General features: G+C 62.2%; 13 protein-coding genes. 7 read left to right on the plus strand and 6 right to left on the minus strand.

Annotation, left to right across the window (positions count from 1 at the left end):
- Positions 1 to 34: 34 nt before the first annotated feature.
- Positions 35 to 772, plus strand: coding sequence for a TlyA family RNA methyltransferase (locus AC2YI2_RS00320; RefSeq protein WP_487384420.1), 738 nt, complete (start codon positions 35 to 37; stop codon positions 770 to 772).
- Positions 769 to 2,019, plus strand: a complete 1,251-nt coding sequence (locus tag AC2YI2_RS00325; protein ID WP_487384421.1) for a class I SAM-dependent RNA methyltransferase — start codon at positions 769 to 771, stop codon at positions 2,017 to 2,019. The genes AC2YI2_RS00320 and AC2YI2_RS00325 overlap by 4 nt, the downstream gene beginning before the upstream one ends.
- 57 nt (positions 2,020 to 2,076) lie before the next feature.
- On the opposite strand, the gene AC2YI2_RS00330 is transcribed toward AC2YI2_RS00325, so the two are convergent.
- A complete protein-coding gene (locus tag AC2YI2_RS00330) occupies positions 2,077 to 3,036 on the minus strand; it encodes an AraC family transcriptional regulator (protein WP_487384422.1) in 960 nt (319 codons plus the stop codon).
- Positions 3,037 to 3,120: 84 nt separating this feature from the next.
- Here AC2YI2_RS00330 and AC2YI2_RS00335 point away from each other — a divergent pair, with 84 nt between their 5' ends.
- On the plus strand, positions 3,121 to 3,975 hold the full coding sequence (locus AC2YI2_RS00335) for an alpha/beta fold hydrolase (RefSeq protein ID WP_487384423.1): 855 nt from the start codon (positions 3,121 to 3,123) through the stop codon (positions 3,973 to 3,975).
- Here AC2YI2_RS00335 and AC2YI2_RS00340 read toward each other — a convergent pair.
- A complete protein-coding gene (locus AC2YI2_RS00340) occupies positions 3,972 to 4,730 on the minus strand; it encodes a crotonase/enoyl-CoA hydratase family protein (protein ID WP_487384424.1) in 759 nt (252 codons plus the stop codon). The genes AC2YI2_RS00335 and AC2YI2_RS00340 overlap by 4 nt on opposite strands.
- 8 nt (positions 4,731 to 4,738) lie before the next feature.
- Entirely contained in the window at positions 4,739 to 6,523 is a 1,785-nt protein-coding gene (locus AC2YI2_RS00345) for an acyl-CoA dehydrogenase family protein (protein WP_487384425.1), read from the minus strand.
- 173 nt (positions 6,524 to 6,696) lie between these two features.
- On the opposite strand from AC2YI2_RS00345, the gene AC2YI2_RS00350 reads away from it, so the two are divergent.
- The gene (locus AC2YI2_RS00350; protein WP_487384426.1) at positions 6,697 to 7,689 is read left to right on the plus strand and encodes a transporter; all 993 of its coding nucleotides are present in this window, start codon (positions 6,697 to 6,699) and stop codon (positions 7,687 to 7,689) included.
- A 19-nt stretch (positions 7,690 to 7,708) separates the two neighbouring features.
- Here the strand turns inward: AC2YI2_RS00350 and AC2YI2_RS00355 are convergent, their stop codons facing one another.
- Complete coding sequence (locus AC2YI2_RS00355) at positions 7,709 to 8,203, minus strand: SH3 domain-containing protein (protein ID WP_487384427.1); 495 nt, start codon at positions 8,201 to 8,203, stop codon at positions 7,709 to 7,711.
- A 312-nt stretch (positions 8,204 to 8,515) separates the two neighbouring features.
- Here AC2YI2_RS00355 and AC2YI2_RS00360 point away from each other — a divergent pair, with 312 nt between their 5' ends.
- The 3 genes from AC2YI2_RS00360 (at position 8,516) to AC2YI2_RS00370 (ending at position 10,783) form a co-directional block, all read left to right on the plus strand.
- Entirely contained in the window at positions 8,516 to 9,013 is a 498-nt protein-coding gene (locus AC2YI2_RS00360; protein ID WP_487384428.1) for a cupin domain-containing protein, read from the plus strand.
- 96 nt (positions 9,014 to 9,109) lie between these two features.
- Positions 9,110 to 10,075 carry a glycoside hydrolase family 25 protein gene (locus tag AC2YI2_RS00365; protein WP_487384429.1) on the plus strand — a complete coding sequence of 322 codons (966 nt, stop codon included), beginning with the start codon at positions 9,110 to 9,112 and terminating at the stop codon, positions 10,073 to 10,075.
- 117 nt (positions 10,076 to 10,192) lie between these two features.
- On the plus strand, positions 10,193 to 10,783 hold the full coding sequence (locus AC2YI2_RS00370; RefSeq protein ID WP_487384430.1) for a DUF6656 family protein: 591 nt from the start codon (positions 10,193 to 10,195) through the stop codon (positions 10,781 to 10,783).
- A 5-nt stretch (positions 10,784 to 10,788) separates the two neighbouring features.
- On the opposite strand, the gene AC2YI2_RS00375 is transcribed toward AC2YI2_RS00370, so the two are convergent.
- Together AC2YI2_RS00375 and AC2YI2_RS00380 are read right to left on the minus strand one after the other, a co-directional pair.
- The gene (locus AC2YI2_RS00375; RefSeq protein ID WP_487384431.1) at positions 10,789 to 11,103 is read right to left on the minus strand and encodes a HigA family addiction module antitoxin; all 315 of its coding nucleotides are present in this window, start codon (positions 11,101 to 11,103) and stop codon (positions 10,789 to 10,791) included.
- 9 nt (positions 11,104 to 11,112) lie between these two features.
- A complete protein-coding gene (locus AC2YI2_RS00380) occupies positions 11,113 to 11,385 on the minus strand; it encodes a type II toxin-antitoxin system RelE/ParE family toxin (protein WP_487384432.1) in 273 nt (90 codons plus the stop codon).
- Positions 11,386 to 11,504: the final 119 nt, after the last annotated feature.

Here is an 11,504-nt window from a genome sequence, read left to right on the forward strand (position 1 = left end):
CCATCCATTCCTGCACCCCGCCCCGGAAATTGCAATGCCCCAACAACGCCTCGACCAGCTCCTCGTCCAACGCGGCCTCTTCGAAAGCCGGTCGCGGGCGCGCGATGCGATTGAGCGAGGGACAGTGACCGTTGCCGGCGGCGTAGCTGTCAAGGCCGGGCAGATAGTCGACGAGGCGATCGAGATCACGGTCGACGATCCGGCTCAGCACTATGTCTCGCGGGCGGCGCTGAAGCTGATTGCGGCGCTCGATCATTTCGGGCTCTCGCCCGAAGGCCTGTTCTGCCTGGATGTCGGCGCTTCGACCGGTGGCTTCACGCAGGTGTTGCTCGAACGCGGCGCGGCTCACGTCACGGCGCTCGATGTCGGGCACGCCCAGCTCGATCAAAAGCTGCGAAACGATCCACGCGTTACTGATATCGAGGGACTCAACGCGAGGAATCTGACTCAGGGTGACCTGTCGACACTTACGCAAGCCATCGTCTCCGACGTCTCCTTCATCTCGTTGAAACTCGCACTTCCGCCGGCGTTGACTCTCGCCGAAGCGGGCGCATGGGTCGTCATGCTGGTGAAGCCTCAGTTCGAAGCGGGACGCGAGAATGTCGGCAAGGGCGGCATGCTCAAGGACCCGTCGAGCGGACCTCAAATCGCCGCCGATCTTGAGACCTGGCTGAATTCGCTTGGTGGATGGCAGAGCTTCGGTGTAATCCCCTCGCCCATCGCGGGCGGCGACGGAACCCAGGAATATCTGCTCGCCGGAAGGAAAGCATGAGCACCGAGACTTTGGACATTGCGGCTGTTGGCGCCGAGGGCGACGGCATAGCGCGGACGCCGGCGGGGCCGGTCTTCGTGCCTTTCACGCTGCCGGGCGAGCAGGTCGCGGTGGCGCGGGTCAAGAGCCACGGCATGCCGATGTCCTGGTCGAAAACATCGCCGGAGCGGGTCGCGCCTCGCTGTCGGCATTTTGGGCCGGAGGGCAAGGGCGGCGCCTGCGGCGGTTGTTCGGTGCAGCACTGGGCGGATGCGCCCTATCAGGACTTCAAGCGTCAACTGGTGATCGATGCGCTGAGAGCACAGGGCATCGATATCGACGTCGCGCCTATCGTTGCCTGCGCTCCCGGCGAGCGGCGGCGGGTGACCATGACCGCACGGCTGACCGACAAGGGCGTCGCGCTAGGCTTCCTGCAGGCCGATACCCACACCATCGTGCCGATCGAGGAATGTCCCATCTCCACGCCCGCCATCGTCGACCGTCTTGACATGATCAGGCGGCTGGTGTCGGCGCTCGGCTCCGGGTCCGAACCCTTCCGCATCGCCATCGGTGCGACGCTGTCGGGCCTTGACGTCAACATGCTCGACATGAAGAAGCCGGACGCCAAGAAGCGCCAGGCCGCCACCGACATCATGCTGCGCGAGAAAGGCATTTCCCGCGTTTCCATCGACGGCGAGATCGTCGTCGAGCCGCACAAGCCTCTGCTCGACATCGGCGGCGTCTCGGTGGTCCTGCCGCCAGGCAGTTTCACCCAGGCCACGGTTCGCGCCGAGGAGGCCATGGCGGCGCTGGTGACAGCGCATCTCGGCAGGTCCAAACGGGTGGTCGATCTCTTCTCCGGCATCGGCACCTTCGCGCTCAGGCTTGCGCGGAAAAGCGCAGTCCATGCCGTCGAGTTCGATGCGCCGGCACTGGCCGCGCTCGATCATGCCGCGCGGCATGCGCAGGGGCTGAAGCCTGTGGGCATCGAGCGGCGCGACCTCTTCCGCCGGCCGATGTTGCCGCTGGATCTCAAGTATTTCGATGGCGTCTGCTTCGACCCGCCGCGGGCGGGCGCCGAGCAGCAGTGTCGCGAGCTTGCCAAATCCAAGGTGCAGAAGATCGCGGCCGTGTCGTGCAATCCAACGACACTGGCGCGTGATCTCCGCATCCTGATCGATGGCGGCTACAAGCTGAAAAGCGTCACGCCGATCGACCAGTTCCTGTGGTCGAGCCATGTCGAGGCGGTGGCGCTGCTGGAGCGGTGACAGCGTTTGACCAGAGCAGCATTTCGGCGCTGAGCGCCGGACACCAAAAGCTCGTGCTCAGTGGCGGACCTGCCCGGGCGGCAGGCCGAAGCGGCGCTTGAAGGCGCGATGGAAATGAGCGGCATCGCGAAAGCCCGATGCATAGGCGACGGCCTCGATGCTCCGGCCGGCGAAATTCGGCATGGTCAGTCGGTCGCGGGCGAGATCGAGGCGCGTGTCGAGCAGCCATTGGCCGAAGGTCGTGTCGTCGGCGGCAAAGCGCGACTGGATGGTGCGGGCGCTGCAATTCAACAGCCTTGCGAGCTGCTCGACGCCAAAGCCGCTATCCGTGAGATGCTGGCGGGCGAGCGCCTTGATCGTCGAGAGGTCAAGGCGTTCGGCGTCAGCGCTGCCTGTTGTGACAGTTTCTCCGATAAGCGAGAGGAGCGCGATCACCGGCCGGCTCATCATGCCGGCGACATGTATTTCGCCTGATCGCATAGAGCGGCACATCAGCCGCATCTGGAGTTCGAGATGGTGGCCAAGCTCGGTCGTAGCGATCGCGCGGTTGATGGCGGCGAGCGCGGACGGCGCCGGGTCGATGCCGAGCGTCGCCCGGTCGAAACGCAGCGAATAGAGCAGCATGCGGCGGCGGGGATCGAAATCGAGGTGGAAAGGCTTGTCGTTGTCGAGCAGGTAAGGACGGCCGGCGGCGAGTTGCCAGTCGTGCCCCGCATGGGTCGCCCCGTAACCCGAGAATTCGCTGAGATTGAGAAACAGGTTCTCATCCGGTCGGCGGCGGAGTTCGCGCGCTCCGCGATCGGCGATGTGGCCGGGTGAGGCAATCGACGCAAGGACGCCGCCGGCGACGGAGATCGCCCGGAACTCAGCGTTGAACACGATATTGTCAGGCTCGACCGGCTGGATGCCGGCATAGACGTCGCAGATCGCATCGCAGAAGAAGTCGAATTTTCTCGCGTCGTTGATCGCAGCTGTCGAGACATTGGCGATCTCAGCGGCTGTTTCGCCTGCGGTCATGACTTTTCGCCTCCAGCCAGAGCCCTCCCCCGGCAGTTGCGCTATGTTGCGCATCCGGGAGCATCTGATCAAGGGGAGGAATTCATGTCCAAGGACAAGCCGGCTTTCGTTTTCATTCATGGCGCCTGGCACGGGGCGGCGAGCTGGGACAAGGTCGTGCCGCTGCTGGAGGCGACCGGACATCATAGCGTGGCGATTGATCTGCCGGGGTCGGGGAGCAATGCGGCATCGCCTGCATCTTTCACCAGACGGCCATTCGATCCGGCCGCTTTCGGCGCAGAACCGTCACCTAATGCCGGCGTCGGCCAGGCGGTGCGCACCGCCGCGGCCATAGACGCCGTGCAGTCGGCTGTCGCGAGAGGCAATGGCAAGGTGGTGCTCGTCGGCCATTCGCTCGGAGGGATCACGGTTTCGCCGGTGGCCGAGGCGGTACCGGAATTGTTGCATGCGACCGTCTATGTCACAGCTTTCATGCTGCCTCCGGGCATGCCGGCCATCGCAATGATCCAGCATGAGAGCATGGCCGCGGCGCTGGTACCGGGGCTTTTCATGGCCGATCCGGCTGGCGTCGGTGCGCTGCGCATCAATGTCGCGAGCGACAATGCGGATTATGTCGGTCGTCTCAAAGCGGCCTTCTTCGGCGATGTTGGTCAGGGCGAGTTCGAGACCTTCCGGAAGACACTGCATTGCGACGAGCCGGCACAGGTTGCCGTTGTGCCGTCGGGAGTGACCAAGGAGCGATTTGGCAGCGTGGCGCGACACTACATCCACTGCGATGCCGACCAGGCGATCACGCCGGCGGGACAGGCGTTGATGGTGGCCATGGTCGATGAGGCCATGGGGAACGCGACCAACATCCACCGGCTATCGGCCAGCCATTCACCCTTCCTCTCGCAGCCCGCCAAGTTGGCGGATCTGCTGCTGGCGGCGGCTGCCTAGCGCTTCTTTTCGAGGAAGGACCTGTAGAGCGCGGTCGCCTCGTCGGAGCGCAGCCGCTCAAGGAAGAGCTTCATCTCCTCGTCCATCCGGGCGAGGATTTCGAGGCTGTCACCCCGCACGAGTTGGCGGGAGAGCTTCAGCGCCTGTTTCGGGCGATTGACGATCTGGCTCGCTGCGTCGAGGGTCGCCTTTTCAAGCTCCTCCTCGTCCACCACGCTCCAGATGAGGCCAGCCTCGCGCGCCTGCTCCGCAGTGAAGCCGATGCCGGCGACGAGCATGGCGAAGGCACGCTGGTGACCCATCAGACGCGGCACGATCAGGCTCGATGCGGCCTCCGGCACCACGGCGAGGTCAGTAAAGGGGGTGCGGAAGACCGTGCGCGGCGTGGCAAAGGTCATGTCGCAATGCATGTTCATCGTCGTGCCAATGCCGATGGCGACGCCATCGACGCCCGACAGCAGTGGCTTTTCGAAAGAGGCAAGCTGGTGCAGGAAGGCCTTGACGTTCCGGGCTTCGTCCGTGTCCTCGGCGATCGACAAGAAATCCGTGAGATCGTTGCCCGAGGAAAAGCAGCCTGGCACGCCGAAGAACACGACGGCTTGAACGGTGTCATCGCCATTGGCATCGCCGAGCGCCACGGCCATCGCGCCATACATGTCGCGGGTGATGGCATTCTTCTTGTCCGGCCGCGTCATGCGGATGACGAGGATGCCGGGATGGGTCGTGGGCCGTTCGAGCGTGATATCCTGGGTCATGGCAATCCTCAGCCGAGAGCAAGGCGGGCGGCGGCAAGGCTGTCGGCGCCGTTGATGACGCGGTCCTTGAGTGCCGAGGTTTCAGAGATCAGATTCTCGGCGGCGAAACGCGCCAACGCGATCCTTGTTTCATCGCGGCCATCGCCCCCCTCGGCCAGGCCGCCCTTGGCGAGATAGCAGCCGGTGAGCGTCAGACCGAAGAGCCGCTGATAGGCGGTCGCCCCCGACAGCGCCTCGACCATGCGGCCCTCGCCCGTGGAGGCGATCATCCATTCGGTTGCTCCTTCCAGATCGGCGATCGAATCGGCGAGTTTTTCCGCGGTGCGGCCGAAGCCATCGCGGTTCGAGCCACGCACCGCGTCGACGATCGCCTTGAGTTCGCCAATGAAGCCACGGATATGGGCGCCACCGGATTGCGGCAGCTTGCGGCCGACCAGATCGATTGCCTGGATGCCGTTGGTGCCTTCGTAGATCGGGGCGATGCGGGCGTCGCGATAGAGCCTGGCCGCGCCGGTTTCCTCGATGAAGCCCATGCCGCCATGAACCTGGACGCCGAGCGAGGAGACTTCGACGCCGGCATCGGTGGGAATGCTTTTGGCAAGCGGCGTCAGCAGATTGGCGCGCTCCTGCCAAAAGCGCCTCTCATCGCCTTCCGTGCGGTCCGTCATGTCGACCGCATGTGCACAGGCATAGGCGATGGCGCGCGCGCCCTGGGTCACGACCTTCATCGTCGTCAGCATTCTGACAACATCGGGGTGCTCGATGATCGGGCTCATGCCCTGACCCTGCCAGCCGGGCGCACGGCCCTGCAAGCGCTCCTTCGCGTAGGATATGGCCTTCTGCGTCGCGGCCTCAGCGATCGCCACGCCCTGCATTCCGACCATAAGCCGGGCATTGTTCATCATCGTGAACATGCAGGCGAGGCCCTTGTTCTCTTCGCCGACCAGCCAGCCGATCGCTCCGGGCTCGTTGCCGAACTTGCCGTCGCCATAGATCATGGTGCAGGTCGGCGAGCCATGGATGCCGAGCTTATGCTCGATCGAATGGACATGGACATCGTTGCGTGCGCCGAGCGAGCCGTCGTCGTTGACGAGGAATTTCGGCACGACGAAGAGCGAGATGCCCTTCGATCCGGGCGGCGCATCGGGCAGACGCGCCAGTACGAGATGGACGATGTTGTCGGTAAAATCGTGCTCGCCATAGGTGATGAATATCTTCTGGCCGAAGATGCGATAGGTGCCGTCAGGTCGGCGCTCGGCGCGGGTCTTCATCACGCCGAGATCGGAGCCGGCACCCGGCTCGGTGAGGTTCATCGAGCCCATCCACTCGCCCGATACCATCTTGGCGAGGTATTTCTGCTGGATCTCGCCGGAGGCATGGGCGTTGAGCGCCTCGATCGCGCCGATCGTCAGTGTCGGGCCTATGGCAAAGGCCATGGCGCAGGAGTTCCACATTTCGAAGGTCGCGACGAGCAGCATGTGCGGCAGGCCCTGCCCGCCGAAATCCTCTGGTCCAGTCAGCGAATTCCAGCCACCTTCGGCCCAGGCGCGGTAGAGGTCGGCCCAACCGTCCGGCGATTTCACCTTGTGGCCGTCGATGAGCCGCGCGCCCTGCTTGTCGCCGATCTCGCCGAGCGGTGCGACCTCCTCGGAGGCGAAGCGGCCGGCTTCGGTGATGATGGCATCGACGACATCCTCCGTCAGGTCGCCAAGCTTACCGGCGGCAAGTGCATCACCGAGTCCCGCGACGTGCTTGAGTGTGAACAGGATCTCTTCGACCGGTGCCTTGTACATCGATTCCTCCACATCAATCCCCGGGCAGGATAGGCATTCGCCGCCAAGAATCCAGCGGGCGATCCCTGCTCACGGCTACATACTTTTTACGTAAACGTCAATCAGCTGCATAGGCCGTTACACAACTGTCACAAAAGCTGCCTAAGGCTGGCGCGATCACATGATGGTGCCAGATGGAACTACCGCAAGCCAGCATTCCCGGCCTCGTCTGGGCCCATCGCTTCGATCGCGAAAGCGGTCTCTGCAGCCGGGTCCCTTCCGATATTCAACTCGATCGACTGACTTCCCATGACGGCTTCGTCTGGCTGCATCTCGGCCTTGCGGATATCAGGGTTCCCAGTCTGGTCGCAGGCCTGCCCGGCATGACACCGGAGGCAGAGCAGGCGCTGGTCAGCCGCGACGCCCATGCGACGCTCCATGTCACGCCCGACGTCGTCTGCGGCACGCTGGTCGATTTCCAGCGGGAGTTCGACGAGATGTCGTCGGAGATCGGATGGCTGCATTTTGCCGTAACCGACCGGCTGATCATCACGACGCGACTGCATCCGCTGCGCAGTATCGACCGCGCCCGAGCCGTCATCGAAAAGAGCGCCCGGATCAAGGGGCCGCTCGATGTGCTTGCCGCCCTCGTCACCGAATTCCAGCGCACCGTCGTCACCCTCGTCCACGAGATCAACGACGAACTGAACCTGATCGAGGACTATGTCTACGAAGACGCCGAGCGCGACGAAACCCGCAGGCTCGCGCCCGCCCGCCGGACGATCGTCAAGCTGCATCGTCACTTGCGGACCGAGCTCGCGCTGCTGCGGCGGGTGACGACAGCCGATGAAGAGGATGTGCCGGAGCAGTTTCAAGAGCTCGCCCGGCAGCTGAGTGACCGGATCGAAACTGTGGAGCGCGATGTCTATTCCTTGCAGGAACGGGCCCGGCTGCTGCACGAAGATATCGATTCAAAGGCGACGCGCCAGACGAACCGGCACCTCTACATCCTGTCGATCCTGACCGCATTCCTCATGCCGCCGACGCTGGTGACCGGCTTCTTCGGCATGAATACGGAAAACCTGCCCTTCGCCCACACGGACGGAGGGACGGTATTTGCCGCGATCATCATCCTGTTCTCGATCGCCTTTGCGTGGTGGCTGCTGCGGCGCTTCCGGATACTTTAGGCAACCGAACTGCCGGGGATTACCGGCAGTTGGAGAAGACCCCGGCGGGTGCTGTGTCGCTCGGAATGCATATACGGCCACCCCAATGGTAGCCCACGCCCTGCGGCGCGCGGACTTTCAGCCACTTATAGCCGTCAAGCCAGACGTTCGGATCCTCGATAATTTCCACCGAATCCCCCTCATAGGCGGTGCCGACCTGGGCATAATTGGCGCCCGGACCTTCGCGCAACGCGCCGCCATAGGACTGACCATAGAGATTGACCACGCTGTAATTGTTGTCCTGCTGCTGCATTGCCTCGCGTTCATTCTCGATGATCGTTTGCACTGTCGCGGTACAGGACGGATCGAGGTTGCGCCACATCGCCTGATCCTCGAAGCATTGGCTGATCGTCTGGTTGCCGCCGCAAATTTGCTGCGCGTGCTGGTTACAATATTCATCCTGCGCATAAGCGCCTGACGCGCAGACGAAAAAAGCCGACGCCATCGCCAGCAGCATGCCCGACACTTTGGTCATGATCGATCTCTTGTTGAAAAAAGCGCCAGCCGGCCTGGCCCCACCCTGCCCCCAACCACCCGACGCGTGTTAAGCATCACACTTCCGCGCCGTGGTGGAAAGCACGCTGATCCTGCCCAAGCGCCTTGAACTCGGCAAGAAGAATCGCGCTGCAATATCAAAGCACCCAAGAATAGTCGCATGCTCCGCGGCGACGGCGGCATGGCCGAAAATGCCTGATAATCAAAGCGATCGCTAAACTTCTACTTGTCGAAGTAAACGGCCCGAAATCTCCTTCTGGTAGGACGTCTTCCAGAGAAGGGGGAATCTGCCATGTCCATGCCGCAGACGGCGATCAGGCCTGACGTCAATCCGCTGTTCATTGCCAGCCGGCCGGAAGAGATCGTGCTCGCCGACGCGCCGATCAACCCCGACTGGATCGTATCAGGCGCGCCGCGCGCTCGCGCTGGGCTTCATTCGCCGAGCATCGATGGCCGCGCCTCGACCCATATCTGGGACTGCACAACGGGCAGCTTCTGGTGGACATTCGGCGATGACGAAACGGTTGTGATCCTCGAAGGCCAAGTCCGCGTCACCACCGAACAGGGTGAAAGCCGGACGCTTTGCCACGGCGACATCGCCTATTTCGCAGGCGGTACGCGTGCCCTGTGGGAGGTTGAAACCTATGTCCGCAAAATCGCATTCTGCCGCCAATTGGTCACTCCATCACGGATGCTCCGCGCCATGCTGGGTCGCCTGCGGCGCGCCGCATCCGGCCAGGTCACAACGGTTCCGGCGCTCGGAACGCTCGCGGCAGTGATCCCTGTCTGATCTCGGTGCCAGGTTGCGACATCGCGCCACCGCCAATTAAGGATTTGCTAACCATATTGCCACAGGATCGTCATAGAACGTCCGGATACGGTGGCAATGTTCAGAGTTGTACTATCAGCCCTAGCGGCAGTCGCGCTTTTTGCCTGCGGCGCTGCCCATGCCGCCGACGACGAGCCGTGGAAGGATACCTCGACGGCGCTCGTCATCGACGCCTACGAACTCAACACGATCGAGTGGGACAAGCTGGTTGCCAACAAGCGGATCGCCGGCTTCATCTCCAAGGCTTCGGATGGCCTGCCTGAGGTTTATGACTGCCGCAAGCCGCACCGCGGCGACAGCGCCAAACATTGCAAAACGATCTGGCGTAAATATGCGGTGAGCCGCGAACTCTACCAGACCCGTCGATTGCTGGCGAAGGCGCATGGCATGTTGTGGGGTGCCTATCACCTCGCGCGGCCCGGCAACCCGATCGACCAAGCCAACCACTTCCTCGACTATGCCGAACCCGCTGCAGACGAGATGATGGTCCTCGACCTCGAGGGACTCGATACGTCTGAATTCATGTCGCTCGAAGATGCAGAGATCTTCGCCGGTCACATCAAGACGCGGACGGGTCGCTATCCGGTGCTCTACACCAACCACATCACGGCGCGCCATATCGCCACGAACCGCCAGGAATATCGGGTGCTGTCGCGGCTGCCGCTCTGGTATGCGCGCTACAAGCCCGAGATCAAGGGCGTCTTCCCGATGGGCAACTGGAATAACTACCTGCTGTGGCAGTTTTCATCGGCGACGAATTGCGGCGAGAAGACCTGTCCGATGCGCATCGAGGGTACGTTGCGCGACATCGACGTCAACACCGTGCCGATGACCGCCAAGGCGCTTGCGGCGATCTGGCCGCAGGGCGGACTGATCGAAGAGCGCGCGCCTGAACTGCAGCATCTCGTGATTGCCTCGGTCTCGCTGGGCACCAGCACTCTGCCCTCGAAAGCGGCAGAAGCGCGTGCCTCGATCAAGCGGAGGCCGACGGAGGTGACCGCGCTCAACTATCAAGATTTCTGATCCGATTTCGCAAGTGCGGTAAGCCTCGCGAAACCTCGGAAATCTAGCGTCTGGCCAGTACTATTCTGCGTACCGGTCATTGTGATGCAAGCCCTTTTGACAGACCTACAGACAGCCATGAGCAAGATGCAATATGTCGAAGATATCAAGGTAGCGACCCCCAAACAGGCGATCCAGTCGGAATTCCTGCGGACGGGCCGAATTGACCGCAACCGCCCAAGCTGGTCGGATACAGAAAAGCGTTATCTGACCTATGAAGAAGTTGCCGCGCGCACGGGAAAGATCCTGACCGCGGCAGGCGGCCGCACCCATGAGCGGCTGAACGGCTTTCACCGGTCGATCCAGTTTCCAAAACTCGTCTTCCACCGCACGCTGTCGGGCACGCCGCATCTCGGCTACTGTCATGTCACGGCGTCGAAATCGAAATTCGCCGAATTCGACGACGTCAAATGGGCCTTCTACATCGCCAATTTCTTCGCCGACATCGGCGCGGACGACCTTCGCTTCGAAAGAGTGAACATGCGCGCTGAGCGCATGTATTTCGCGGTCGCCGTCGAGCATGACGACAACAAAAAGCTCGCGATCAACCGCAAGATCCGCGGCAATGGGCTGCTGTTCAGGACGGATGATCCGAAGACGGCGCTGAAGAACGTGCTGCTGCTGGGCGCGAAGCACGAGGCCCTGCGGAAGATCATCCGGGCGATCTGATAAAGCTAGGGTGCGCTTGGCACCGAATATGGCAGAACGTCGATCTCGTCGGCGCGCTTGCGGGCCTGCGCGATATCGTAGCTGTTCTGCATGCGCATCAGAGTGTCCATGGACACGCCGAATGCCTTTTCCAGCCGCAACGCCATTTCAGGCGACAGTTGCGCCCGCTCGTTGAGGAGCGCCGAAAGTGCAGGACGGGATACACCCAGCGCCTCGGCCGCACCTGTTACGGACAGGCCGAAACCTTCGATGATCTCGCCCTTCACAAATCCGCCGGGGTGGACGGGGTTCTTCATACGAATGCCCTGAATGGAACTCATCGGCAACTCCTAATGATAATCCTCATAGTCGAGGTCGATGATTTCGATCTCGGTCTTGTCGATGCGAAACGTGATACGCCAGTTTCGCGTCACGAACAGGCTCCATGTTCCCTTGCGGCTTCCGGTCAGTTGATGCGCCTTCCAGGTCGGAATTGATCGCAACTCCTCTTCGAACTCCATATCCTGCAGGAACGAGACGATGCGCCTCAACTTCGGTACGGCATCGGCCGGAACACCAGATGTATCGTCATCGACGATCAGCCGGCGTAGGCCCTTGTGCAAGACGTTCCCGATCTTCATAACTTAAGATAGGAAGACGGCCGTAAAGTGTCAAGCAACACATTACGCGCCTTCTGAAGGGGCTTGGCAATTTCGGCTCTGACCGATAACAGTCCGCGATC

The sequence above is a fragment of the Rhizobium sp. SRI_017 genome (assembly GCF_057586295.1).

Bases quoted from the DNA above. Each gene is read 5' to 3' on its own strand.
- AC2YI2_RS00320 (WP_487384420.1), top strand. From the start codon at position 35: ATGCCCCAACAACGCCTCGACCAGCTCCTCGTCCAACGCGGCCTCTTC.
- AC2YI2_RS00325 (WP_487384421.1), top strand. From the start codon at position 769: ATGAGCACCGAGACTTTGGACATTGCGGCTGTTGGCGCCGAGGGCGAC.
- AC2YI2_RS00330 (WP_487384422.1), bottom strand. From the start codon at position 3,036: ATGACCGCAGGCGAAACAGCCGCTGAGATCGCCAATGTCTCGACAGCT.
- AC2YI2_RS00335 (WP_487384423.1), top strand. From the start codon at position 3,121: ATGTCCAAGGACAAGCCGGCTTTCGTTTTCATTCATGGCGCCTGGCAC.
- AC2YI2_RS00340 (WP_487384424.1), bottom strand. From the start codon at position 4,730: ATGACCCAGGATATCACGCTCGAACGGCCCACGACCCATCCCGGCATC.
- AC2YI2_RS00345 (WP_487384425.1), bottom strand. From the start codon at position 6,523: ATGTACAAGGCACCGGTCGAAGAGATCCTGTTCACACTCAAGCACGTC.
- AC2YI2_RS00350 (WP_487384426.1), top strand. From the start codon at position 6,697: ATGGAACTACCGCAAGCCAGCATTCCCGGCCTCGTCTGGGCCCATCGC.
- AC2YI2_RS00355 (WP_487384427.1), bottom strand. From the start codon at position 8,203: ATGACCAAAGTGTCGGGCATGCTGCTGGCGATGGCGTCGGCTTTTTTC.
- AC2YI2_RS00360 (WP_487384428.1), top strand. From the start codon at position 8,516: ATGTCCATGCCGCAGACGGCGATCAGGCCTGACGTCAATCCGCTGTTC.
- AC2YI2_RS00365 (WP_487384429.1), top strand. From the start codon at position 9,110: ATGTTCAGAGTTGTACTATCAGCCCTAGCGGCAGTCGCGCTTTTTGCC.
- AC2YI2_RS00370 (WP_487384430.1), top strand. From the start codon at position 10,193: ATGAGCAAGATGCAATATGTCGAAGATATCAAGGTAGCGACCCCCAAA.
- AC2YI2_RS00375 (WP_487384431.1), bottom strand. From the start codon at position 11,103: ATGAGTTCCATTCAGGGCATTCGTATGAAGAACCCCGTCCACCCCGGC.